We start from the raw sequence: 21,829 nt of genomic DNA on the forward strand, positions 1-21,829 counted from the left end.
GCTACCAGAGTAATGTTGCCGGGAAGTTGCGCGTCGATTCGGGCGCCACTGAGGACTAAGGACGCTCATTGACGGACACTGTGACACCGGCCGAACCACGGCCAGCTGAGGGCGGCGGGAGTACCGCTGTCCGCTTCGCTAACGGCGCACGAGAATTCATCAAATTCGGGATTGTCGGCGGGTCAGGGGTCTTCGTCAACCTTGCGGTGGTTTATGTAGTCAAGAAGGCGCTCGAGCTCGGGTGGGATATCCACGAGAACGAAGTCTTCATGAACTTGTTCGGCACGCGGTGGAACGTCCGCTGGTACCACGTCATCATGACCATTGCGTTTGTGGTGGCAAACACGTGGAACTACCAGCTCAACCGGTCGTGGACGTTCCGCAATGTGCCGAAGAAGTCGTGGTTGCGCGGCTATTTCCCGTTCATGACCACGGGCATTGTCGCATTCCTCGTAAGTCAGACCGTGGCGACGTTGCTGATGAATCCGACATCGCCCATCGCGCTTTCCGACGACATCTTCGACAACTCCACCGGCTTCCGCACAAAATTCTACTGGTCCGCCGCGATTTCGACCCTGGTGGCGATGCCGGTCAACTTCGTCATCAATAAACTCTGGACGTTCGGGAAACCGAAAAGCCCCCTCGCTGTCGTCTAGACCGGCTTCGCCGCCCCTCGAGCTCGCCGCCCTTCGAGTTCCCGCAGTCTAAGCGGCGGCAACTGCAGGACCGAAGAGAGCGTCCATGGCGCCGAACCTATGCCGCTGGTTGGTGCGCACGGTGCCGTACGGGGAGACCCATACTGGCCGGCCGTCGCGGATTGCAATGTGGCCTCGGGAGCGGTGCACGTCTGGGGCGTCGTCGTTAATACGGTTGTGGTAGCGGCACAGCGGAACCAGGTTGGCGATGTTAGTCTCCCCGCCGCGCGCCCATGCTTCCGCGTGATGGACCTGGCAGAAGTCGGCAGCATGGTGGCAGTCCGGGTGGGCGCACATCGGCTGGACTGCCTTGGCCAGGTCGCGTTGCTTGGCGTTGGCCAGACGCTCAGTGCGGTACAGATTCACGGCGCCTTCGGTGGGGTGGAACACTGCGGCTTCCAGCTCGTTGTCGCCGGTGGCGATGAACCGGTCCATGAATTCCTTGCCGGTCATGGTGGTGCCGTCGGTCAAGCCGAGGATGACATCGTCGCCGTCGCCGCGCACAATACGCGTCCATTCCGGCAGGGGAACAAGGAGCATGGGGCGGGGTGAGGCTTCGGGGACGCTGCCGTCGCCACGCAATAAGGCAATGAGCTTGCGCGCCATGTGCGCCCCTGGAGAAACGTCGGCACCCATGCCGGCCGTAAGAACGTGCTTGAGGTCGGCGAGGAAGCGTTTACCGGTCGTCAGGGTCAGGGTGGCCATGTCGTCGTCGCCTTCACTGATGGTGGCGCGCTCCTGGCGCGCGGGTGGGTTTTTCGGCGGGACGATCTTCTTGATCAGTGCTCCCAAGGCTTTGAAGGTGCGGGTGGTGCGGCTGGCGGCGTCGAGAAGCTTCAGGCGCATGGTGTGGCGGCGTGTCGCATGCTTGATGTGCGCGATGGAGCGCTCGATTTTTGCGAGCATGCCCACGGAGAGGCCCAAGCGCATCGCTTTCTTCGAGGCTTTCTCGCGCTTGGCTGCAGATAAGCCATCGCCGAAGTAGGCATCATGGACAAGTTTCCAGTTGTTCACCACCGACGGCTCCACGCCGGCGCTGAGTGCTTGCTGTTTGTTGAAATCTTTCAACGCCCCCAACCTTGGGGCGCTGAACGCGCTGACAAGGTCATCGAAAGTTTCCATGCCTCACACGCTAAAAGCCCCGCACAAGGCGGGGCAAGAGCGTGCACACTGCAGTGTGCAACAGGGGTTAGTTCTTGTGCAGCTCTTCGTTGAGCTCGACGGCGTGTGCGCGGGAAGCCTCGACGGCGCCGGTCAGGGAGTTGCGGCGGAACAGGATGTTGTTGTGGCCGGACAGCTCGACGGCCTTGACTTCGTCGCCGGCGGAGCGGCCCAGGTCGGCGGCGATGTTATCGGTGATGACGACCTTGGTGCCGGCGGTGACGTACAGGCCGGCCTCAACGGTGCAGTTGTCGCCGAGCGAGATGCCGATGCCGGCGTTGGCGCCGAGCAGGCAGCCTTCGCCGATCTTGATGGTTTCCTTGCCGCCGCCGGACAGGGTGCCCATGATGGAGGCGCCGCCGCCGATGTCGGTGCCGTCGCCGACGACCACGCCAGCGGAAATGCGGCCCTCGACCATGGAGGCGCCGAGGGTGCCGGCGTTGAAGTTCACGAAGCCTTCGTGCATGACGGTCGTGCCTTCGGCCAGGTGGGCACCGAGGCGGATGCGGTCGGCGTCGCCGATGCGCACGCCGGACGGCACAACGTAATCGACCATGCGGGGGAACTTGTCTACCGAGTAGACAACGACCGGGCCCCTGGCTGCCAGGCGACCGCGTACGACCTGGAAGTCAGACACCTCGCAAGGACCGTAGTTGGTCCACACGACGTTGGCCAGCAGACCAAACAGCCCGTCGAGGTTAGCCTCGTGCGGCTTGACTAGGCGGTGGGACAGCAGGTGGAGGCGCAGGTACGCGTCGTACGCATCTGCGGGGGCATCGCTTATCGACGCAATCCGCGTCTCCACTGCCACACGCGCCACCCCACGATCCTCATCCGGCCCGGCCAGGTCTTCGAACTGCTGCGGGGTCTCTTCGAGGCGCGTGGTGCCGGCTTCGGTGACGGACTCCCCAATCTTCGGGGCCGGGTACCAGACATCCAGAACGGTTCCGTCGTGGGTGACGGTGGCCAGGCCCTTAGCAATTGCGGTGGTCATCTCTGTATCAGCTCTTTCTGCTCAGTGATGCGACGTGTCTACGGGGGACTCGTCGCGTTGTTTCCGTGAGCCAGCTTAGAGAATCGGGGGCGATATCTCAGCTTTGGCACGCGTGAAACGCTATTAGGCAGAGGTTTTGTTCCCGTCCGGTGCGGTTTCACCGTTGTTTTTGACGCTTCTACCGGGGGTGAGAAGAGACAAGCCCACCAGCACGAGGGAGAGGATGGTGACGGAGATGACTTGGGGGCGGGCGGAGGCGTCGAAAAGCATCAGGACGACCAGGCCGAGGAGCGCGGCGAGCGTGACCCACGGGACCCAGGATGCGCCGCGGACCTGGACGGCGGAGTCGGCGATGCCCGGCTTGAGCTTGATGTAGCTCAGCGTGATCATGATCCACACCACGATGAGGCAGCCACCGGTGGCGTTCATGATGAAGTCGATCATGCCCGCCGGTTTCCACCACTGCAGACCGACAGCCACGAAGGCGAAGAAGACGGAGACGAGCACCGAGTTGATCGGCACGCCGTGGGCGTTGGTGCGTGCCATCCAGCGCGGAGCGTCACCTTCGAGCGCCTGCTGGTAGGCCAGGCGGGACGTGCCGTAGACCTGCGCGTTGAAGGCCGAGAGCAGCGCCAAGACGATGACGGCCTCCATGAAGCCGGCCGCGCCCGGGATGTTGGCCATGTCCAGCACCTGAGTGAAGGGGGATTCTGCGGCGGTGTCCGCGCCGTCGATCTGCGCGTAGGGAAGCAGCAGGATGATCACGATGACCGAGCCGATGTAAAATAGCGCGATACGCCAGATGATGGAGTTGACGGCGTTGCGCACGTTGCGGGCGGGGTCCTCGGATTCGGCGGCGGCGATGGTGACCACCTCGATGCCTCCGAACGCGAAGGCGACGGCGAGAAGGCCGGCGGCGATACCGGCGATGCCGTTGGGGGCGAAACCGGATTCGGTCACGTTGGAGAACCCGACGAAGCCGTTGGCGGGCAACAGGCCGAGCCACAGGGCGGCACCAATGACCAGGAAGAGCAAGATGACGGCGACCTTGATCATGGCGAACCAGTACTCGAACTCGCCGAATCCCTTGACCTGCGCGAGGTTGACGGCGGTGAGAATGCCCACGACGACGAGCGCCGGAATCCACTGCGGCACCCCGAACCAGCCCGCCATGATGGCGGATGCGCCGGTGATCTCCACACCGCACGCCATGATGAGCAGGAACCAGTAGATCCAGCCGAGGAGGAAGCCCGCCCAGTGGCCGTACGCTTGGCGTCCGTACGTCGCGAAAGAACCTGACGACGGGCGCGCCGCCGCCATCTCACCCAACATGCGCATCACGGAAATCACGATGACACCGGCTATAACGTAAGCCAGCAAAATCGCCGGTCCCGCCGCGCGGATGCCCACGCCGACGCCGAGGAACAGGCCCGCACCGACGGCAGTGCCCAGGCCCATGAGCGTGAGGTGGCGCGACTTCAGGCCGCTGCCGAGTTCAGAATTCGCGTCCGCGGTCGACGCGGCGGCGGTTGTGGTGGCGCCGTGGTTGGCGCCGGAGTCCGGCCCGGAGGTGTTAGCGGCAGTAGTCATCGACGGGGTCCTTCGGTGGTGGTTTCGGTTGTGGAGTCGGTGTCTGCGGTGGCTTCATCGAGCGCTGCGGGTGCTGCGGGGGAGTTCGCGGCAATATCAGCGCGGCGGCGCTTGAACGCGCCGGTGTTGGTCCAGATCAGCCCGGCGACGGTGATCACGGTGACAACGACGGCGACGGATATGACCTGGAAGCGGCCGCCGTCGTCGGTAAGCATGAGGACAACAATCCCAGCAGCCAGCGCAATGGTTGCCCACGGCAAGACAGACGGGGCCCACATGCGGACGTCGGTGAGCTGGCCGGTGGCCTCCAGGCGCGGGTGGAGTCGCAGGAACGAGAACGCGATGGCGAACCAGATCACGATCAAGCAGCCTCCGACGGCATTGAGCAGGAAGGCGAGCAGCCCCGGCGGGTTCCAGTATTGGAGGGCGACGGCGACGAATCCGAAGATGACGGAGACGATGACGGCGCGCAGGGGGACGCCGCGGGCGTCGGTAAGCGAAAAGGCGCGGGGGGCATCGCCGCGCACGGAGAGGTTGTGCAGGAAGCGCGAGGAGCCGTAGATCTGCGTGTTGCACGCGGACAGCAGCGCGACGACGATGACCGCCTCCATGATGCCCACGGCACCGGGGATGTTGGCCAGGCGCAGCACGGCGGTGAAGGGCGATTCGGAGGCGTCGGACGCGCCGCCGATCTGGTTGAACGGCAGCAGCAGCACGATGAGCAGCACGGAGCCGATGTAGAAGACGGAGATGCGCCAGATGATGGTGCGGATTGCGGAGTGGACGGCGACCTCGGGGTCTTCGGATTCGGCGGCGGCGATGGTGACCAGCTCAATGCCGCCGAAGGCGAACGCGACGGCGAGCAGCGCGGTAGCCACGCCGCCCCAGCCGTTGGGCATGAAGCCGATGTCGCTGACGTTGGACAGGCCGACAAACGACGTGCCCGGCAGCAGTCCCAGCCACAGCGCGACGCCGAGAATCAGGAACGCCACGATGACTACGACTTTGATTAGTGCGAACCAGAATTCGAACTCGCCGAAGTTGCGCACGGCGGCGAAGTTGATCAGCGTGAACACGACAATCGCCACAAGCGCCGGAATCCATGGCGAGATGCTGAACCAGGCGGCGATGATGGCGGAGGCACCGGTGATCTCCACGGCCATGATCATGATCATCATGAACCAATACAGCCAGCCGATGAGGAAGCCAGCCCAGGGCCCGAACGCTTCCTCGGCATAGGTGGAGAAGGTGCCCGACGACGGGCGCGCGGCGACCATCTCGGCGAGCATCTGCATCACGCACACGGTGATGGCGCCAGCAATGATGTAGGCGATGAGCACAGCGGGGCCGGCGGCTTGAATACCCACCCCGGTGCCCAGGAACAGGCCGGCACCGATAGCTGAGCCGAGTCCCATCATGGTCAGGTGACGGGTTTTCAGCCCGGCGTTCAGGGATGTTGACATAAATGTCAAGTCTAGGAATAGCGGGGGCTGACCAAGAAATCAGGGGAGGATTTCGCGTTATTGCGCGCGCCGCTCGCGGATCACCGGTGTGGCGCTGTGCGCTTCGTTGGTGATGGTGATGTCGGACTGGCCGTTGATGGTGCGGGCGGGAACGTAGGATTCGAAGCCGGTGCCGATGCGGGAGTCATGGAGAATAGTGCCCGGTTCGAGCATGACGCCGGCGCCGATTTCGCAGCGGTCACCCAGGTCGAGGTCAATGATGCCGGCGGAGGGGTGGATGATGCAGTCCGCACCGATGTGGAGCGGGGTGCGGTTGGATCCGCCGGAGCGGCCGGCCATGACGAGCGACGACAGGCCCAGGTCGGAGCCGCCGCCGACGACGCACGCCGATGACAGTCGCCCTTCGATCCGGGCAGCGCCGAGTGTTCCGGAGTTGTAGGAGACGTAGCCTTCGCGGTTCACACTGGTGCCTTCGGCGAGGTAGGCACCAAGGCGGACGCGCTCGGCCTCGGCGATGGTCACACCGGTGGGCACGACGTAGTCGACCATGCGGGGCAGCCGCTCAATGCCGTAGACGTGAATGGTGCCGCGGGCGCGCAAGTTGGTGCGCACGTACTCGAAGTCGTCGGGCAGGCAGGGGCCTTTGTTGGTCCAGGCCACGGGCACGAGGTGCTCGAGGCAGTCGGTCATGTTGATCTCCAGCGGCCGCACTTTGCGGTGGGAGAGCAGGTGCAGGCGCAGGTAGACATCATGAGCGTCGATGGCGGGAGCGTCCAGGTCGGCGATTTCGGTGAGCACGGGCACCACTTCGACGCGGCGGTCCCTGTCCATTCCGACGAGGTTGAGCAGGCGCTGCGAAAGGTCGTTGGCGCTGACGCGGCGGGTGGAGGGGGCGAGGATGTCGGCGGGGTCGTCGATAAGCGACACGGAGGGGTACCAGCTGTCCAGCACGGTACCGTCGGCGGCGATGTTGGCGATTCCTACTGCGCGTGCGGATTGACCCATGCGTCACATCGTACGAAAGGGACTCAGCGGCCGCGCGCTAAGATCGCCCACGTGACGTTAGATCTATTTCAGGACCCTGTTGAGCTGACCAAAGCGCTGATCGACATCCCGTCGCCGTCGCATGAGGAAGAGCAGATCGCCGATGTGATCGAGGAGGCCCTGCGCGCGTTGGACGGCGTGGAGGTGACCCGGCGCGGCCACACGCTCATCGCGCGCACGCACCGCGGGTTGGGGCAGCGGGTGGTGCTGGCAGGGCACATCGATACGGTGCCGATCGCGGACAACGTCCCGCACCGCGTTGAGGGCGATACGCTGTTCGGCTGCGGCTCGGTGGACATGAAATCGGGCCTGGCCTGCTATTTGCACGCGTTCGCCACGCTTTACGACGCTTCTTCCCTCACCACCGACCTGACCCTGATCTGTTACGAAGCCGAGGAGGTCGCCGCCCAATACAACGGCCTGGCACACTTGGAGCGGGATTGCCCGGAGCTGCTCGACGGCGACTTGACGCTGCTCGGCGAGCCGTCAGGAGCGATTATCGAGGCCGGATGCCAGGGCACGATCCGCGTGTTCGTCGACGCCCGCGGCACGCGCGCCCACTCGGCACGCGCGTGGCTGGGACACAACGCTATTCACGACCTGGCCGGGGTGCTCGGCCGCGTGGCGGCCTACGAGCCGCGCACGGTCACCATCGCCGGGTGCGAATACCGCGAGGGCCTCAACGTCGTGGGGATAAGCGGGGGAGTGGCCACCAACACCATCCCAGATGAGGCGCGGCTGACGGTGAACTTCCGCTTCGCTCCGGACCGCTCGTTGGAGGACGCCAAAGCGCACCTTGAGTCCGTCCTAGACATTGACGAGAGCCTTGAACTCACCTACGACGATGCGGTCGGCGGCGCTCTGCCGGGTCTCGACGACCCCGTCGCGAAGGGTCTGCTGCGCGCCGTCGGCGGGAACTTCCGTGCCAAGTTCGGATGGACGGATGTGTCGCGGTTCTCTAGTCTGGGGGTTCCGGCCGTGAACTTCGGCCCCGGCGACCCCGGCTTTGCCCACAAGATTGATGAGCAGTGCCCGGTGGACCAGATCCGCACCGTCGCCGACTCTCTGCGCGAGTTCCTCGCTCCGCAGAGTAGGTAAGAGCTGGCAGATGCCGGCCACCTTATAAGTTCAGCACCCCCGCACCCTACGCAAAGGCAAGTTTCCCCCGTGGCCCCACAGATCACACCCCGCCCGGACAGAAACCGCACGCTGTCCGGCCCGATTCTCAAGCGCAATAGAGATAAGGACGGGAGCTCGACCTATGACCAGCGCCTGCTCGAGATGGGCCGCGCCGATCACGATTGGAAACACGCCGATCCGTGGCGCGTCATGCGCATCACCAGCGAGTTCGTCTCCGGTTTTGATGCACTGCAGGATCTGGGCTGGGCCGTGACTGTCTTCGGCTCGGCACGCCTGGGCGAGGGCACCCCGGAGTACGAGCAGGCCCGCCAGCTGGGCAAGGCCCTTGTTGACGCTGGGTACGCCGTCATCACCGGCGGCGGCCCCGGCCTGATGGAAGGCCCGAACCGTGGCGCGCACGAGGCACAGGGCATGTCCGTCGGGCTGGGTATTGAGCTGCCGTTCGAGCAGGGCCTCAACGACTGGGTCGACCTGGGTCTGAACTTCCGCTACTTCTTCGCCCGCAAGACGATGTTCTTGAAGTACTCCCAGGGCTTCATCTCGCTTCCCGGCGGCTACGGCACGATGGACGAGGTCTTCGAGGTCCTCTGCATGATCCAGACCGGCAAGGTGACCAATTTCCCGATGGTCCTGTTGGGCACCGAGTTCTGGTCCGGCTTGGTGGACTGGATCCGCGGTCAGCAGCTCGCCCGCGGCCTGATCTCTCCGGGTGATGATGAGCTTTTCCTTGTCACCGACTCCGTCGAAGAAGCCGTGGAGTACATTTGCGCGTCCCACCGCGAGATGACCGACCCGCGGAGCATTCACACGCCGCACCAAGCCTGATGGGTGAGATGGCCCGGATCATGGGCATCCTCAACCGCACCCCGGACTCCTTCTACGACAAGGGTGCGACGTTCGCCTTCGACAGCGCCGTTGAGCGAGCCCGCCGAATTGTCGCCGAGGGCGCGAGCATTATCGACGTCGGAGGTGTCAAGGCTGGTCCCGGCGACTCCGTCAGTGTGGCGGAGGAGATCGACCGGATTGTTCCGCTGATTGCTGCGGTCCGCGAGGAATTCTCCGCAAGCACCGTCGACATTTCCGCCGACACGTGGCGCCCGGAGGTCGCCGAAGCCGCGATTGCGGCGGGCGCCACCATCATCAACGACACGTGGGCGGGCTGGGAGCCGGAGCTCGTTGAGGTCGCTGGCGCCCACAAGGTCGGCTACGTCTGCTCTCACACGGGTGGTGCCACCCCGCGGACACGCCCGCACCGGGTGCATTATGACGACGTGGTCGCCGACATCATCGCCGAAACCACCGCGCTGGCCGAGCGCGCAGTTTCTTGCGGCGTGCCGGAGGACAAGGTCTTCATCGACCCCACGCATGACTTCGGCAAGAACACTTTTCACGGCTTGGAGATTCTCCGGCGTGTCGACGAGATCGTCGCCACCGGTTGGCCCGTCCTCATGGCTCTGTCCAACAAGGATTTCATTGGGGAGACACTGGGCAAGAACGGCCAGCCCGTCGGGGAGCGCGTCACCGGAACGCTCGCCGCGACGGCGTGGTGCGCTGCCCGGGGTGTCGCGGCTTTCCGCGTCCACGAGGTCGCCGACACCATGGACGTGCTCTACATGACCGCCGCGATTCAGGGGACTGTACCGCCCCGGGACACCGTCAGAGGACTGGGCTGATGCGCGTTTCAGTCGTGGTGCCGGCGTTGGATGAGGGGGAGACGGTAGGGGGCGTCGTCAAGCAAGCGCGTGCGTCGGGCGCTGATGAAGTGCTTGTCATCGACTCGGATTCGCGCGATGACACGGCGCAGCGTGCGGCAGAGGCGGGCGCGACCGTGCTGAACTGGCGCGACATTGACCCGCAGCCTGTGCGCCCCGGCAAGGGTGAGGCGTTGTGGCGCGGGGTGAAGGCGGCGAGCGGCGATGTCGTGGTGTTTCTCGACGCTGATGTCACCACCGTCGAACCGTGGTGGGTCGATACGCTCGCCGCACCGCTCGAGGACCCGGCGATCCACCTGGTCAAGGCCGCGTACCGCCGCGCCAACGACGGCGGCCGCGTCACAGAACTGACCGCGAAACCCCTGCTGCGCCTGTTCTTTCCAGACGTGCCGCAGCTGGACCAGCCACTCGCCGGCGAGTACGCGATTCGCCGCGAGACTGCCCTGCGCCTGCCGTTCGCTGCGGGGTATGGCGTGGAGGCGGGCCTGCTTATCGACGTCACCACCCACCACGGCCCCGCATCCATCACCCAAGTGGACCTCGGGTTGAAAACCCACCGCAACCGGCCGTTGACGGAGCTGACGCAGATGTCCGAAACGGTCGCGCGGACCATTCTGTCGCGCGCAGGGGTGCTCGCGCCGCACGCCGAGCGCCCGCCGTGGGTGCGGTAATATCCCCAGCATGCTGTCTTGGTTGCTGCTCATCCTCGTCATCGCCGCCATCGCCGTGTTCGGCGCATGGGTGTCCGCGTCGATCTTCGGCCGCGGCGAAGTGCTGCCGCCGATGGATGAGCCGCACGACGTCATTCAAGCCAACCGCGCCGCCGTCGAGGGCGGCCGCATCGACGACATCGCGCTCGAAGTCGTCCCGCGCGGGTACCGCCAGGATCAGGTGGATGCACTCGTGGAGCAGCTCGTCGCCAAGTGCGGGATAGCCCCTGGGGCGGTCCCGGAGCTGGCTCCGGCCGCGCCGAATGAGCGTAAGATTGTAGACACCTTAACCGAGGGTTCTGAGCGAGGATCCTCTCACCTACATGTCGAGGAGTGACACTGCATGGCTGCAATGAAGCCACGTACCGGAAATGGTCCCATGGAGGTTGTGGAGGAAAGCCGCAAGATTGTCATGCGCATTCCGTCCGACGGTGGCGGCCGTCTCGTTGTGGAGCTGAACAACGAAGAGGCGGCTGAGCTGGGCAACCTGCTGCTCGGCGTCGCAGGCGAGTAAGCCAAATGCTGCGGGATATTGTCGACGTTCTCGCTGACCCCGTCGACGGCACACCTTTGCACGGCGCAGATGATTTCGCACGCCTGGTGTCTGAGTCCGGGCATTCCTACGACGTAGCACGCCAGGGGTATGTCACGCTCGCGTCCGGCGCAGGCATCGCGCACGAGGGTGACAGCCCGGCGATGGTCGCTTCCCGCGAGGCGTTCTTGTCGCGTGGGCACTTCGCGCCGTTCGTGGAGACAGTCACCGAACGCGTCCTCGACGCCCTTGCGCTTATCGACGATTCCTCCGCCGCTTCAGCCCCCACCATCCTCGAAGTCGGTGCCGGCACCGGTTACTACTTGGCCCACACGCTCGATGCGGTGGACGGGGCACGCGGGGTCGGTGTGGACATTTCGGTTCCGGCGGCGAAGCACCTGGCGAAGTCGCACCCGAGGGTCGGCGCCATCGTTGCCGATGTGTGGCAGGGGCTGCCGGTGCGTGACCAGTCCATCGATGTGATCACGGTCATCTTCGCGCCGCGCAACCCGGCCGAGTTCGCCCGAGCGCTTGGCAGCGGAGGCGAGGCCATTATCCTCACGCCGCAATCCGGCCACCTCGACGAACTGCGCGTGCCGCTGGGGATCCTCGGCGTCGAGGAGGGCAAAGTCGAGCGAATGCTTGAGCAGGCCGCCGGCTACCTGGAACCGGTCGGCGACGACCCGCACGAATTGGTCGAGTTTCCCATGAAGCTCGACCGCGAATCGATCGCCGCCCAGGTGGGCATGAGCCCCTCGGCACGCCATCTCGCCCCGGAGGTTCTCGCTGAGCGCGTCGCCGCGCTACCGGAGACGATGACGGTGACGGCGCGGGCGCAGCTCACCCGTCTGCGGAAGGTCTAGGCGAGAAGGACCTAGCGCGCGGAGTGTTTAGCGCGCAGCGCCGCGGCGCCACTGGTTGAGGATCTGCGCGTCACCGGAGGTGCTCACACGCAACCCCGTCGCGCCGACCTCGGGCCGGAAGCGGCTGGAGAAGGTGACGGCGCCGCCGCCGGCGAAGATTTCGAGGGCGGAGCCGTCGATAAGCACGGAGATGTGGTCCTCGTCCTCGTCGTCGAGCGAGGCGGAGGCGGGGTCACCGTCGTGCCTGTCCACGGTGATCTGGTCGCCGGAGTGGGTGATGGTCACGCAGACGTTGTCGGCTGCGTCGACAATCTCGACCTTCACCTCAGAACCGGCGGGGATGTCGCACATGCCGGTCCACAGCATTGCGTGCTCGGTGGCGTCGACGGCGGCGGGCAGGCCCGGAGCGGGGGTCTGGTAGAGCTGCCCGCCGGCGAGGGTGACCACGCGCGGCAGGGACAGGGCGTTGGCCCAGCCTTCCGCTGCCCAGGACGGCTGGGATGTCGGGTCGCCGCCGCGGCCGGTTTCTGCGAGGAGGCCGAAGATGCGGGCTTCGGCGTAGCGCTCGTCGTCGGAAAGCGTGCCGGGCACGAAGTTGGTGGTGCGGGGGCGAGTGAAGTCGTGGCCGTGGTCGATGCGGCTAAATGGTGCTTTGACGGTGAATTCGTTGCCGTTGAGCTCGCCGATCAGGTAGCCGGACAGGTCCCACTTTTCCAGCTCTTGGGTGAGGAAGAGGACGTCGTAGATGAATCCGTCGACCTCGTCGCGCAGGCGGAAGATGCGGGGAGCGACGACGCGGACGTCCGAAGGAATGCCGGTGTCGCCGACGAAGCGCAGCGGGCCGATGAGCGTCCAGGTGTCCTCTTCGGCGGATTCGAGCACGACGGGCATGGGGCTGTCGGCCTCGCCGGTGCTGGCGAGCATGAGCCAGCCGGACTGGCCCTGCTCGCGGTCGTCGGAGGCACTCCAGTCGGGCACGACGCAGGGGGAGCGGAAGCGGATGAAGCGGCCCTTGTCTTTCACCACTGGGCCCATGCGGCGCACACCGGGGTCGACCTGGTGGGAATCGTCGATGTTGTCGCAGAGGGAACCGATGTCGTCGATACGCGCGACCTGGATCGTGGTGCCCGCAGAGGTCTCGGATGTGAAGTAGAGGTCGGTGCCTGCGGGCCCGGCGACGACAGAACCGGCGAGTACGCGCGTTTCGCCGCCGACGGGCGCGATGACGTCGTTGCACTCGTAGAAGTCGAACGGGTTGCCCTCGGAGAACTTGTGCGCCCAGCGCGCGGGTGCGCCCGGTTCGGTTTCGTACTGGTAGAACAGGTGCCAGTTGTCGCCGTCGCGAAGCATGCCGGCAGCGGCGTCGAGGATGCCGTTGTCCGCAGTGACGTGCAGTTCCGGTCTCAGGGTGCTCAACTGTGCTCCTTTGTTAGATCAGCGACTTGTAAATGTCGACGGTCTCCTGGGCGATCTTGTCCCAGGTGAATTCTTTCTTCACGCGCGTCAGGCCTGCTTGCGCGTAGCGTTTGGTCAGGTCGGTGTCCGCGGCGAGCGCGTTGACGGCTTCGGCCAGATCCTTCTCGAAGGTTTCTGTGTCATCTTTGTCGTAGTGGACCAGGGTACCTGTCTCACCGTCGACGACGACCTCCGGAATGCCGCCCACGTCGGAGGCGACAACGGCGGTTTCGCACGCCATGGCTTCGAGGTTGACGATGCCCAGCGGCTCGTACACCGACGGGCAGACGAAGATGTCGGCCACGGAGTAAATCTCTCGGATTTCTTCCTTCGGCAGCATGTCGGTGACCCAGTACACGCCGCCGCGGCCTTCGCGTAGCTTATCGACGAGCGCCTGCGTCTCGTCTGCAATCTCCGGCGTATCCGGAGCACCGGCACAGAGAATGATCTGAATGTCCTCGTCGAAATCCTGGGCCGCCTTGACCAAGTGGGGGACACCCTTCTGGCGGGTGATGCGGCCAACGAACGCGACGATGGGCTTGGATGTGTCCACGCCGAGACGCTCGATGACACCGTTGCTCTCCGCGTCACCGGGTCCGACGCGGTGCCAGTCTTCCGTGTCGATGCCGTTGAGCACGACGTGGACTTTGTCTTCGTCGATGTTCGGGTAGGCCTCGAGGATTGCCTTCTTCATGCCGGTGGACACGCCGATGACCGCGTCGGCGTTTTCCATCGCGTTCTTCTCGGACCAGGAGGAGATGTCGTAGCCGCCGCCGAGTTGCTCGCGCTTCCACGGGCGGTCCGGTTCCAGCGAGTGGGCGGTGACCACGTGGGGGACACCGTGCAGGAGGCCAGCAAGGTGGCCGCCTAGGCCGGTGTACCAGGTGTGCGAGTGGACCACGTCGACGTTGTCGGCGGCATGCGCCATCCGGAGACCAGTGGACAGCGTCTTGATCGCGCCGTTGGCCTCGGTCAGTTCCGGGTCGACGCCGTGGACGTAGATGTTCTCGCCCTCGCGCGGTTCGCCCATGCAGTGGACGTCCACGTCGACGATGTCACGCATAAAACGGGTCAGTTCAGTCACGTGGACACCTGCCCCGCCGTACACTTCCGGCGGGTACTCGCGGGTCATCATTCCGACTCTCATGCTTTCCGAGACTAGTGACATTTCAAACCGTGCGCACGGATGGGATTTTCCCTAGTCTGGGCAGTATGAACAGTCGCCAGCCGAATGTCCTCGCCATCGTCCTCGCCGGCGGTGAAGGCAAGCGCCTTTTCCCGCTGACTCTCGACCGTGCCAAGCCTGCCGTGCCCTTTGGCGGTAACTACCGCCTCATCGATTTCGTACTGTCCAACCTGGTCAACGCCGGATATATGCGCATCGCTGTGTTGACGCAGTACAAGTCGCATTCGTTGGACCGTCACGTGGCTACCGCGTGGAACTTCTCCGGCCCGACGCACCAGTACATCGCGTCCGTGCCGGCGCAGCAGCGCCTGGGCAAGCGCTGGTACCAAGGGTCGGCGGACGCGCTGCTGCAGTCGCTCAACCTGATCTTCGACGAGTCTCCGGATTACGTTTTGGTCTTCGGCGCCGACCACGTCTACCGCATGGACCCGGCGCAGATGGTGGAGGACCACATTGCGTCCGGCAAGGAATGCACGGTTGCTGGCATCCGCGTCCCGCGTTCTGAGGCCACGGCGTTCGGGTGCATCCAGGCTGACGAGAACGGCTCCATCACCGAGTTCCTGGAGAAGCCGGCTGACCCTCCGGGCACCCCGGACGACCCGGATGTTACCTACGCGTCGATGGGCAACTACTGCTTCTCCACGGAGGCGCTCATCTCCGCTCTGCGCGAGGACAATGTCAACGAGGCGTCTGAGCACGACATGGGCGGCGACATCATCCCGTTCTTCGTGCGTAAAGGCCAAGCTAATGTTTACGACTTCTCCTCCAACGAGGTTCCGGGCGCGACCGAGCGCGATAAGGGCTACTGGCGTGATGTCGGTACGATCGACAATTTCTACGACGCGCACATGGATCTCATCTCGATCCACCCGGTGTTCAACCTCTACAACAAGTCCTGGCCGATTCACTCGACCGAGGACGAGAACCTGCCGCCGGCAAAGTTCGTCTCCGGCGGTATTGCGCAGGAGTCCATCATTGCGCCGGGTTCGATCATTTCAGGTGCGACGGTGCGCAACTCGGTGCTGTCTACTGACGTGCACGTCGAGGACGGCGCGACGGTCGAATCTTCAGTCCTCATGCCGGGTGTGCGCGTGGGCAAGGGCGCCATTGTCCGCCACGCGATCCTGGACAAGAACGTCTACGTGTCCGACGGCGGCACGGTGGGCATCAACCGTGCCCACGACGAGGAGCGCGAGTTCAAGATCTCTGACGGCGGGGTCACCGTCGTGGGCAAGGGCGAGGTAGTGTACTAGCCTTTTCGCGTCACCAGCGTCACGCCGGCATCCAGCGGCAGACGCGTGACGACGGCCCCCTCAAACCCCTCCACAACCTCATCCGCTTCACGGGCGGCGAGGGTGTCGCGGTCTTTCCGGGAGGGGTCGGCGATGGTGCCGTCGAGAAGCGATCCCACGACCACGAGGGTGCCGCCGGGGCTGAGCAGTGGCCATGCGGCCTCGATCGCGGCCGGCAGGTCGACGGGCTCAACGTCCATGTAAACCACGTGGTACGCCTGCGTGGCCAGGCGGCCCAGCACGTCGACCGGGCGCGAGGGGAGGAACCGGGTGCGCGAGGTGGGGTAGCCCGCTTCGCGGAACAGCGCTTTCGCGCGGTTTTGGTGATCCGCCTCCGGATCGATACAGGTCAATGTGGATTTTTCGGGCAGGCCGTGGAGGATGTGCAGCCCGACGACACCGGCGGCCGGGGTGATCGCCACCGCGCCCGTCGCGCCAGAACCCGCCGCACCTGCGCCTGCAGCCAGGGTGCCCAGCAGGTTGCCGAGGGCGGGGGAGGGGGCGGTGAGGCCGTACTCGGCGGCGTCGGCACGCGCGATGGCATGGTTGGCGTCCATCGGCGCGGATTCGATGTAACTAGTCAGGGAAGTAAATGCAGAATCGCTCACGCGCCTCATCCTACTGGGCCGCGGGGGCAGGGACTGTCAGCAACTTGGCAGGACCTGTTATGGCGTGCGGAAAGGGGATGGGGGACAATAACACCATGAGTTTGGTGTCCTCCGATCAAGAGCTAAGCGGCACGGCCGCATTCGACGCGGGGCACTCTGCGATGCCGACCTGGGCGGAGCTCGTGGAGGAACACGCCGACAGCGTCTACCGTCTCGCGTTTCGTCTTTCCGGTAACCAGCAGGACGCGGAAGATCTGACGCAGGAAACGTTCATGCGCGTGTTCCGCAGCGTGAAGTCCTACAAGGCGGGCACCTTCGAGGGCTGGCTGCACCGCATCACCACCAACCTGTTCCTGGACATGGTGCGCCACCGCAGCAAGATCCGCATGGAGGCTCTGCCGGAGGATTATGAGCGTGTTCCGGGCACCGCGATGACGCCAGAGCAGGCATATAACGTCTCCAACCTGGATCCTGCGCTGCAGGAGGCGCTCGACGAGCTCAGCCCTGAATTCCGTGTCTCCGTCGTGCTGTGTGATGTGGTGGGCATGAGCTACGAAGAGATCGCCAAGACGCTCGGCGTGAAGATGGGCACCGTCCGCTCCCGCATCCACCGCGGCCGCAGCCAGCTGCGCGACTCCCTCGAGGCGAAAGCCCGCACCAACGAGGGGGCCCGCGAGCTCATCCGCGCGCGCTAAGGGGCTCGGCATGCGCCAGTTCGATTCCATCGACCACTTGAGTTACGAGGCTGTCGCCGCGCTTATCGACGGCGAACTGTCCCCCTCCGCCACCCAACGCGCCCACTCGCACCTCGCCGAATGCTCTGACTGCCGGGAGGAAACGCAGCGCCAGCAAGCGGCTGCTGCGGCAGTGCGGTTGCACAATGGGGATGGGTGTTTGCGGGCGCCGCGTTCGCTCGTCGAAAAGCTCGCGTTGATGACGGACGGTGAGATCCCCGCCGAAGAAACGCACTCGCTGTGGTCGAAGTTGCGCGGCGGGTTAAAGTAAAGGCGTGTTTGATTCCATTGGCTGGCTCGAGATCTTTGTTGTCATTCTCGTGGGCCTCATCGTCATCGGGCCTGAGCGCCTGCCTGGAGTCATCGAGGATGTCCGCGCCGCGATTTTCGCTGCCCGCCGCGCCATCAACAACGCCAAGGCCGAGCTGAACGGCGAATTCGACCAGTTCGAGGAATTCCGCCAGCCGATCAACACCGTCACCGAGTACGCCGCGATGGGCCCCAAGCGCGCCATCGCCAAAGTGCTTTTCGACGAAGAAGGCGACTACCTCGACCAATTCGACCCGCGCACAATGATGAACGAGGATCCGCGGCTAGCATCCTCCAGCAACGCGACCGGGTCCACAGCTGCTGGTACTGCTGCGCGGCAGGGCCAGCCGCAGCGGCCGCGGCGCCGTCAGCCGGGGGTGAAGAAGCAGGAGCCGCCCCAGCCCCCGCAGGCTTCGGGCGGGGGATTCTCCTGGGCTGACGTGACCTAGAGCCGCGACCCGCTTATCACGGTGAGCTAACTGTGTATCCCAGATCCTCTAGCACCGAAATTGCAGTTGGAATGTTGTCCCGGATAACCGAGCTGGCTTGTAGTTCGTAGAATTTATCGCGGCTTTCGTCAAGGTGGCGCTGCCAACCGTCCCGCGGCCTAGCTCCGAACTCCTTGACTAGTAGTTCGATGACATCTTCAAGACTAACTCTGAATCGTCGATGACCCATCGGGAAGTGAACGTCTTGCTGGTGCGCTGCGGCATCGTATTTTCCGGCTCGCGCGAGGAGTAGGCCCAACGGCACCGAATCAGAATGAAACTGAAAATGACTAGACGGTTTGTTTCGAGCATCGCGTTCATACTCAACCGCACGATCGGAACGAACTTCTGGAGAGCCTTGAACTGCACCTTGTAACTACTCGTTTCGATGGCTATCTGGGTTCCATCGGAACTCGTGCAGAGACGATATTCGCAGCGGAGGCTCAAACGGTCGCTCCCTGACTGCTCAATTTCCAGTGATTTTGTCAGGTTAAAGGTTGCACGGTTTTTATCTTTGGAGATGAGAAAGTCGCTCAACTCGGTTCTGCCGACGAGAGTGTCGTTAAGTAGGTCCTCGCTTTGCGAGGAGAAGTGGTGAACTTTCGCACTAAAAGTCTGCGAGTCCAAGGGATTCTAACCCTCGATGAGCCAGTTCAGAGATTCGTAGCGGTTGAGCAGACGCTCTTCTTCGAAGTTGATCGCACCCGCGTCTTTCAATCGGCGGAGCACATCAACGGTGTAGGGGGCCATTTCGTTCTTGACGCTGGTGAGCTGCTCCCGGAGCTGAGCTTCACTGAGCTCCTTGAACACTGGTGCTGACATGATTCCTCCTTCGCACTGAGAAACGTGACGTATTCGGGATGAATGCCACAAGAATACTGAACAAGTCAGCAGCCCGCGAATGGCTCGCCAGGTAGGGTGGGACCGCGCTAGTTACCCGTTACGCCGAGATTGAGGTTCTTGCCCGCCAGGGACTCTCGGCGCACCTTGAGCTTCTCAGCGATAGCGTTGATCGCCTGCGCCGAGGGGGAGTCAGGGGCGGAGATGGCAACGGGTGTGCCGTCATCGCCATGCTCGCGCAGCGAGGGATCGAGCGGGACGGAGCCGAGCAGGGGAACGTCCTCGCCGGTGATGACGGAGAGGCGCTCAGCCACGTGCTCGCCGCCGCCGGTGCCGAAAATGTCCAACATGGTGCCGTCGGGCATGGCCATCGCGGACATGTTCTCGATGACGCCGGCGATCTTCTGGCCGGTCTGCTGGGAGATGGAGCCGGCTCGCTCGGCGACCTCCGAGGCGGCGGCCTGCGGGGTGGTCACAATGATCAGCTCTGCGTTGGGCACGAGCTGAGCCACAGAGATGGCGATGTCACCGGTTCCCGGCGGTAAATCCATGAATAAGACGTCGAGCTCGGACCAGTACACATCGGTGAGGAACTGCTGAATAGCCCGGGTGAGCATGGGGCCGCGCCAGACAACGGGAGCGTTGCCTTCCACGAACTGGCCGATGGAGATGTGGCGGACGTCGTGGGCGATCGGGGGGAGGAGCATCTCGTCGACAACCGTGGGGCCTTGGCCGGCCGAGCCCATGAGGCCGGGCACAGAGTGGCCGTAGATATCGGCGTCGAGAATGCCCACGGTCAACCCCTGGGCCGCGAGCGACGTCGCCAAGTTGACTGTCATCGAGGACTTGCCGACACCACCCTTGCCCGACGCGACCGCGAACACGCGCGTCGTCGAACCGGGCTGAGCGAACGGAATGACCGGATCGGACTTGTCACCCTTGAGACGCTGCGCCAACGCGCGGCGCTGCTCCTCGCTCATGGTGTGCATGGTCACGCTGACTTCGCCGACGCCGTCGAGTTCCTCAAGCACCGCGCGCACGTTGCCGTGGATAGTGTCGCGCATCGGGCATGCCGCGATGGTCAGATAGATGCCCACGGCGACATCGCGGCCTTCGATCCGGACAGATTCGACCATGTCGAGGTCGGTGATCGGTTTGCCGATCTCGGGGTCGTCGACACGCGCGAGGGCGTTGCGGACAGCTGCTTCGGTAATTGGTGCGGTGTCACTCATCGTGGGAACAGTATATGTCAGTGCTCAACCTGCTCCTAGCCTGGCATTACAATCATGGGAGTACGCGATATCTATTACCGAATTGAGGATTAGCAGCCATGACCCAGCCGTATAACCAGCAAGCCCGCCCGCAAGCGTTGCAGCGCCCGTCCGGGTGGCCGGTCGGTAGCTTCAATACCTACGCCGAGGCGCAAGCTGCTGTCGACGGCCTGTCCGACCGAGAGTTCCCCGTCGAGAACCTGACCATCGTCGGTGTGGACCTGATGCAGGTGGAGAAGGTCACCGGGCGGCTGACTTGGGGGCGCGTCCTGGGCGGCGGTGCGCTGTCGGGCCTGTGGCTGGGTCTGTTCGTCGGTCTGCTGTTCGCAATGTTCAGCCCCAACGTCTGGGGTTCGCTGTTCACCGCGCTCGTTATCGGTGTCATCTTCGGCCTCATCTTCGCGGCCGCCGGTTACACATTCACGCAGGGTAAGCGCGACTTTTCCTCCATGACCACCATCGTCGCCGGGCGTTACGACGTCCTCTGCGAAGCCTCCCAAGCCCCCCGCGCCAGGGACATGATCAACCAAATGGGCAAGCCGGGACAGCCCGCGCCGCAGCGGGAGCAGATCCAGCAGGGGCAGCCGCGGGAGCCGCATGTTGGTGCCCAGCCGCATGAGCCGCTTGAACCGCAGGCGCATCCCCAGCCCGCCCAGCCGGAACCGGCACCGCACGAGCGTCCGGTTCAGCCGGAGGAGCTCCGCTGGCGGCCGGTGGGGGTGGAGGCGTCGGAAAGCTACCGCGTTGAACCGCGCGACCACGCTGAAACCAACATTGACCCCGACAACCCGGCTCACCCGGAGCGTTAAGTGCTGGGGAGAAAACTCGCTGTCAACGTCCTCGCAGTGGCGACTGCGCTGACGCTTTCGTCCTGCGCGCAGGACGGTTCTGAACCGGTGGTCATTGCCGCCGATCCTTCCGATCCGGAGCAGTGGGTGCTTGCCGAGATCTACCGGCAGGTCATTGAACTCGACGGCCGCCCGGTTGGGATCGTCGGAGTTGAACTCGCAACTGCCTCAGACAAGCTGGAAATGCTCCAGTCGGGTGAAGCGAATCTGGGAGTCTTCTGCTCCGGCACCCTTGTGGAAGGCCAGAACCCCGGTGAGGAGGCGAAACTTCGCGCGCAGATCGCCACCGCCAATGAAGAAGACCTGGATGTCCAGGACGCGACCTACGATGCTGCTGCTGGCACGCTCCCCGGTGACTTCATGACGTTGGATCCTTCGCCAGCTCAAGGGTGCGAACCCGAGGACGACGGCGGTGCTTTGCAGAATCCGGAAAGCACACGCGGGGTTGAACCGAGACGCGGGGACAACGCGAAACCGAAGGACGATATCCCGGAGGGACAGCCCCCAGAAGGGCAACCCACGGACGCACCGCCAACGGACGCACTACCCACGAACGCACCGCCCGCCGAGGCGAGCGAGCAGGAGACTCTGCCACGCAACATCATGCCCGTCTTCAAGGTGGGATTGTTTGATCGTGGTATCCGGCAAGCGATGCATAAGGCCACCCGCGCGCTGAGCACGGAGGATCTCCAAAAGCTGGTTGAGCGGACGAAGGCGGAGGGAGATCCCTCGCGTGCTGTGAATGATTGGATGATGGAGAAGACCGGTATGGGCGCTGAACTTCAGCGCATCGTCGAGGAAGGCGAAGCCCGGGACTCCTAAGCAGAGCCCAACGCACGACGGAAAGCCCGCCACCCGGAGGTTGAACTCCAGGTGGCGGGCTTTCGGCTGTCT

25 protein-coding genes are annotated in these 21,829 nt (G+C 64.2%); 14 read left to right on the forward strand and 11 right to left on the reverse strand.

The features are described from left to right. Window positions 1–80 precede the first annotated feature (80 nt). On the forward strand, window positions 81–656 hold the full coding sequence (locus tag KBX07_RS00370) for a GtrA family protein (protein WP_156774926.1): 576 nt from the start codon (window positions 81–83) through the stop codon (window positions 654–656). A gap of 48 nt (window positions 657–704) precedes the next feature. On the opposite strand, the gene KBX07_RS00375 is transcribed toward KBX07_RS00370, so the two are convergent. The 5 genes from KBX07_RS00375 to KBX07_RS00395 form a co-directional block, all read right to left on the reverse strand. After that, complete coding sequence (locus KBX07_RS00375; RefSeq protein WP_255997017.1) at window positions 705–1,817, reverse strand: HNH endonuclease signature motif containing protein; 1,113 nt, start codon at window positions 1,815–1,817, stop codon at window positions 705–707. 67 nt (window positions 1,818–1,884) lie between these two features. Further along, window positions 1,885–2,850, reverse strand: coding sequence for a 2,3,4,5-tetrahydropyridine-2,6-dicarboxylate N-succinyltransferase (dapD, locus tag KBX07_RS00380; protein WP_005290811.1), 966 nt, complete (start codon window positions 2,848–2,850; stop codon window positions 1,885–1,887). A 123-nt stretch (window positions 2,851–2,973) separates the two neighbouring features. After that, window positions 2,974–4,308 carry an amino acid permease gene (locus tag KBX07_RS00385; protein WP_256004541.1) on the reverse strand — a complete coding sequence of 445 codons (1,335 nt, stop codon included), beginning with the start codon at window positions 4,306–4,308 and terminating at the stop codon, window positions 2,974–2,976. 128 nt (window positions 4,309–4,436) lie between these two features. After that, window positions 4,437–5,903: an amino acid permease gene (locus KBX07_RS00390; protein WP_305083292.1), complete on the reverse strand. Its 1,467-nt coding sequence runs from the start codon at window positions 5,901–5,903 to the stop codon at window positions 4,437–4,439. A 57-nt stretch (window positions 5,904–5,960) separates the two neighbouring features. Continuing rightward, window positions 5,961–6,908 (reverse strand): succinyltransferase, encoded by a 948-nt coding sequence (locus tag KBX07_RS00395; protein ID WP_255997016.1) that lies wholly within the window; start codon window positions 6,906–6,908, stop codon window positions 5,961–5,963. 51 nt (window positions 6,909–6,959) lie between these two features. Here KBX07_RS00395 and dapE point away from each other — a divergent pair, with 51 nt between their 5' ends. The 7 genes from dapE to KBX07_RS00430 all read left to right on the forward strand — a co-directional run bounded on the left by dapE (window position 6,960) and on the right by KBX07_RS00430 (window position 11,904). Further along, the gene (gene dapE, locus KBX07_RS00400; protein WP_256004506.1) at window positions 6,960–8,045 is read left to right on the forward strand and encodes a succinyl-diaminopimelate desuccinylase; all 1,086 of its coding nucleotides are present in this window, start codon (window positions 6,960–6,962) and stop codon (window positions 8,043–8,045) included. Between the two features lie 69 nt (window positions 8,046–8,114). Next, window positions 8,115–8,912, forward strand: coding sequence for a TIGR00730 family Rossman fold protein (locus KBX07_RS00405; RefSeq protein WP_256022547.1), 798 nt, complete (start codon window positions 8,115–8,117; stop codon window positions 8,910–8,912). Window positions 8,913–8,920: 8 nt separating this feature from the next. After that, window positions 8,921–9,760, forward strand: a complete 840-nt coding sequence (gene folP / locus KBX07_RS00410; RefSeq protein WP_256022549.1) for a dihydropteroate synthase — start codon at window positions 8,921–8,923, stop codon at window positions 9,758–9,760. Beyond that, the gene (locus KBX07_RS00415) at window positions 9,760–10,470 is read left to right on the forward strand and encodes a glucosyl-3-phosphoglycerate synthase (protein ID WP_256022551.1); all 711 of its coding nucleotides are present in this window, start codon (window positions 9,760–9,762) and stop codon (window positions 10,468–10,470) included. The genes folP and KBX07_RS00415 overlap by 1 nt, the downstream gene beginning before the upstream one ends. A 10-nt stretch (window positions 10,471–10,480) precedes the next feature. Further along, window positions 10,481–10,846 carry a cell division protein DivIVA gene (locus tag KBX07_RS00420; RefSeq protein WP_255995269.1) on the forward strand — a complete coding sequence of 122 codons (366 nt, stop codon included), beginning with the start codon at window positions 10,481–10,483 and terminating at the stop codon, window positions 10,844–10,846. 6 nt (window positions 10,847–10,852) lie between these two features. Next, entirely contained in the window at window positions 10,853–11,023 is a 171-nt protein-coding gene (locus KBX07_RS00425; RefSeq protein ID WP_083770323.1) for a DUF3117 domain-containing protein, read from the forward strand. A 5-nt stretch (window positions 11,024–11,028) separates the two neighbouring features. After that, a complete protein-coding gene (locus KBX07_RS00430) occupies window positions 11,029–11,904 on the forward strand; it encodes a methyltransferase domain-containing protein (protein WP_255997014.1) in 876 nt (291 codons plus the stop codon). A 27-nt stretch (window positions 11,905–11,931) separates the two neighbouring features. Here KBX07_RS00430 and KBX07_RS00435 read toward each other — a convergent pair whose 3' ends face one another. Beyond that, window positions 11,932–13,320, reverse strand: coding sequence for a GH32 C-terminal domain-containing protein (locus KBX07_RS00435; RefSeq protein ID WP_255997013.1), 1,389 nt, complete (start codon window positions 13,318–13,320; stop codon window positions 11,932–11,934). A gap of 13 nt (window positions 13,321–13,333) precedes the next feature. Next, entirely contained in the window at window positions 13,334–14,506 is a 1,173-nt protein-coding gene (gene glgA / locus KBX07_RS00440; RefSeq protein ID WP_256022553.1) for a glycogen synthase, read from the reverse strand. 65 nt (window positions 14,507–14,571) lie between these two features. Here glgA and glgC point away from each other — a divergent pair, with 65 nt between their 5' ends. Continuing rightward, window positions 14,572–15,798, forward strand: a complete 1,227-nt coding sequence (gene glgC / locus KBX07_RS00445) for a glucose-1-phosphate adenylyltransferase (protein ID WP_005290771.1) — start codon at window positions 14,572–14,574, stop codon at window positions 15,796–15,798. Here the strand turns inward: glgC and KBX07_RS00450 are convergent. After that, window positions 15,795–16,454, reverse strand: a complete 660-nt coding sequence (locus KBX07_RS00450; protein ID WP_040423786.1) for an O-methyltransferase — start codon at window positions 16,452–16,454, stop codon at window positions 15,795–15,797. The genes glgC and KBX07_RS00450 overlap by 4 nt on opposite strands. An 86-nt stretch (window positions 16,455–16,540) precedes the next feature. Between KBX07_RS00450 and sigE the strand changes: the two genes are divergently transcribed. The 3 genes from sigE to tatB are packed head-to-tail and all read left to right on the forward strand — an operon-like array spanning window position 16,541 to window position 17,937. After that, entirely contained in the window at window positions 16,541–17,140 is a 600-nt protein-coding gene (sigE, locus tag KBX07_RS00455) for an RNA polymerase sigma factor SigE (RefSeq protein ID WP_370687255.1), read from the forward strand. Window positions 17,141–17,150: 10 nt separating this feature from the next. Further along, complete coding sequence (locus KBX07_RS00460) at window positions 17,151–17,450, forward strand: zf-HC2 domain-containing protein (RefSeq protein ID WP_005290762.1); 300 nt, start codon at window positions 17,151–17,153, stop codon at window positions 17,448–17,450. A 4-nt stretch (window positions 17,451–17,454) separates the two neighbouring features. Further along, entirely contained in the window at window positions 17,455–17,937 is a 483-nt protein-coding gene (gene tatB / locus KBX07_RS00465) for a Sec-independent protein translocase protein TatB (protein ID WP_005290758.1), read from the forward strand. Between the two features lie 177 nt (window positions 17,938–18,114). On the opposite strand, the gene KBX07_RS00470 is transcribed toward tatB, so the two are convergent. From KBX07_RS00470 to KBX07_RS00480, 3 genes are all read right to left on the reverse strand, one after another. Then, a complete protein-coding gene (locus tag KBX07_RS00470) occupies window positions 18,115–18,603 on the reverse strand; it encodes a hypothetical protein (RefSeq protein WP_005290755.1) in 489 nt (162 codons plus the stop codon). Window positions 18,604–18,609: 6 nt separating this feature from the next. Beyond that, the gene (locus KBX07_RS00475) at window positions 18,610–18,798 is read right to left on the reverse strand and encodes a hypothetical protein (RefSeq protein ID WP_040423784.1); all 189 of its coding nucleotides are present in this window, start codon (window positions 18,796–18,798) and stop codon (window positions 18,610–18,612) included. A 107-nt stretch (window positions 18,799–18,905) separates the two neighbouring features. Continuing rightward, window positions 18,906–20,048, reverse strand: coding sequence for an Mrp/NBP35 family ATP-binding protein (locus KBX07_RS00480; RefSeq protein WP_005290749.1), 1,143 nt, complete (start codon window positions 20,046–20,048; stop codon window positions 18,906–18,908). Between the two features lie 98 nt (window positions 20,049–20,146). Between KBX07_RS00480 and KBX07_RS00485 the strand changes: the two genes are divergently transcribed. Together KBX07_RS00485 and KBX07_RS00490 are read left to right on the forward strand one after the other, a co-directional pair. Then, window positions 20,147–20,896, forward strand: a complete 750-nt coding sequence (locus tag KBX07_RS00485; protein ID WP_256004525.1) for a general stress protein — start codon at window positions 20,147–20,149, stop codon at window positions 20,894–20,896. Beyond that, window positions 20,897–21,757, forward strand: coding sequence for a hypothetical protein (locus tag KBX07_RS00490; RefSeq protein ID WP_256022554.1), 861 nt, complete (start codon window positions 20,897–20,899; stop codon window positions 21,755–21,757). The last annotated feature ends 72 nt before the right edge of the window (window positions 21,758–21,829 follow it).

This window comes from Corynebacterium sp. CCUG 70398, assembly GCF_024454055.1.
GTDB lineage: Bacteria > Actinomycetota > Actinomycetes > Mycobacteriales > Mycobacteriaceae > Corynebacterium > Corynebacterium genitalium.

Coding starts and splice junctions, on each gene's coding strand:
- KBX07_RS00375 (WP_255997017.1), bottom strand. CDS start 1,817: ATGGAAACTTTCGATGACCTTGTCAGCGCGTTCAGCGCCCCAAGGTTG.
- dapD (WP_005290811.1), bottom strand. CDS start 2,850: ATGACCACCGCAATTGCTAAGGGCCTGGCCACCGTCACCCACGACGGA.
- KBX07_RS00385 (WP_256004541.1), bottom strand. CDS start 4,308: ATGGGCCTGGGCACTGCCGTCGGTGCGGGCCTGTTCCTCGGCGTCGGC.
- KBX07_RS00390 (WP_305083292.1), bottom strand. CDS start 5,903: ATGTCAACATCCCTGAACGCCGGGCTGAAAACCCGTCACCTGACCATG.
- KBX07_RS00395 (WP_255997016.1), bottom strand. CDS start 6,908: ATGGGTCAATCCGCACGCGCAGTAGGAATCGCCAACATCGCCGCCGAC.
- folP (WP_256022549.1), top strand. CDS start 8,921: ATGGCCCGGATCATGGGCATCCTCAACCGCACCCCGGACTCCTTCTAC.
- KBX07_RS00415 (WP_256022551.1), top strand. CDS start 9,760: ATGCGCGTTTCAGTCGTGGTGCCGGCGTTGGATGAGGGGGAGACGGTA.
- KBX07_RS00420 (WP_255995269.1), top strand. CDS start 10,481: ATGCTGTCTTGGTTGCTGCTCATCCTCGTCATCGCCGCCATCGCCGTG.
- KBX07_RS00425 (WP_083770323.1), top strand. CDS start 10,853: ATGGCTGCAATGAAGCCACGTACCGGAAATGGTCCCATGGAGGTTGTG.
- KBX07_RS00430 (WP_255997014.1), top strand. CDS start 11,029: ATGCTGCGGGATATTGTCGACGTTCTCGCTGACCCCGTCGACGGCACA.
- glgA (WP_256022553.1), bottom strand. CDS start 14,506: ATGAGAGTCGGAATGATGACCCGCGAGTACCCGCCGGAAGTGTACGGC.
- glgC (WP_005290771.1), top strand. CDS start 14,572: ATGAACAGTCGCCAGCCGAATGTCCTCGCCATCGTCCTCGCCGGCGGT.
- KBX07_RS00450 (WP_040423786.1), bottom strand. CDS start 16,454: ATGAGGCGCGTGAGCGATTCTGCATTTACTTCCCTGACTAGTTACATC.
- sigE (WP_370687255.1), top strand. CDS start 16,541: ATGAGTTTGGTGTCCTCCGATCAAGAGCTAAGCGGCACGGCCGCATTC.
- KBX07_RS00460 (WP_005290762.1), top strand. CDS start 17,151: ATGCGCCAGTTCGATTCCATCGACCACTTGAGTTACGAGGCTGTCGCC.
- KBX07_RS00475 (WP_040423784.1), bottom strand. CDS start 18,798: ATGTCAGCACCAGTGTTCAAGGAGCTCAGTGAAGCTCAGCTCCGGGAG.
- KBX07_RS00480 (WP_005290749.1), bottom strand. CDS start 20,048: ATGAGTGACACCGCACCAATTACCGAAGCAGCTGTCCGCAACGCCCTC.
- KBX07_RS00485 (WP_256004525.1), top strand. CDS start 20,147: ATGACCCAGCCGTATAACCAGCAAGCCCGCCCGCAAGCGTTGCAGCGC.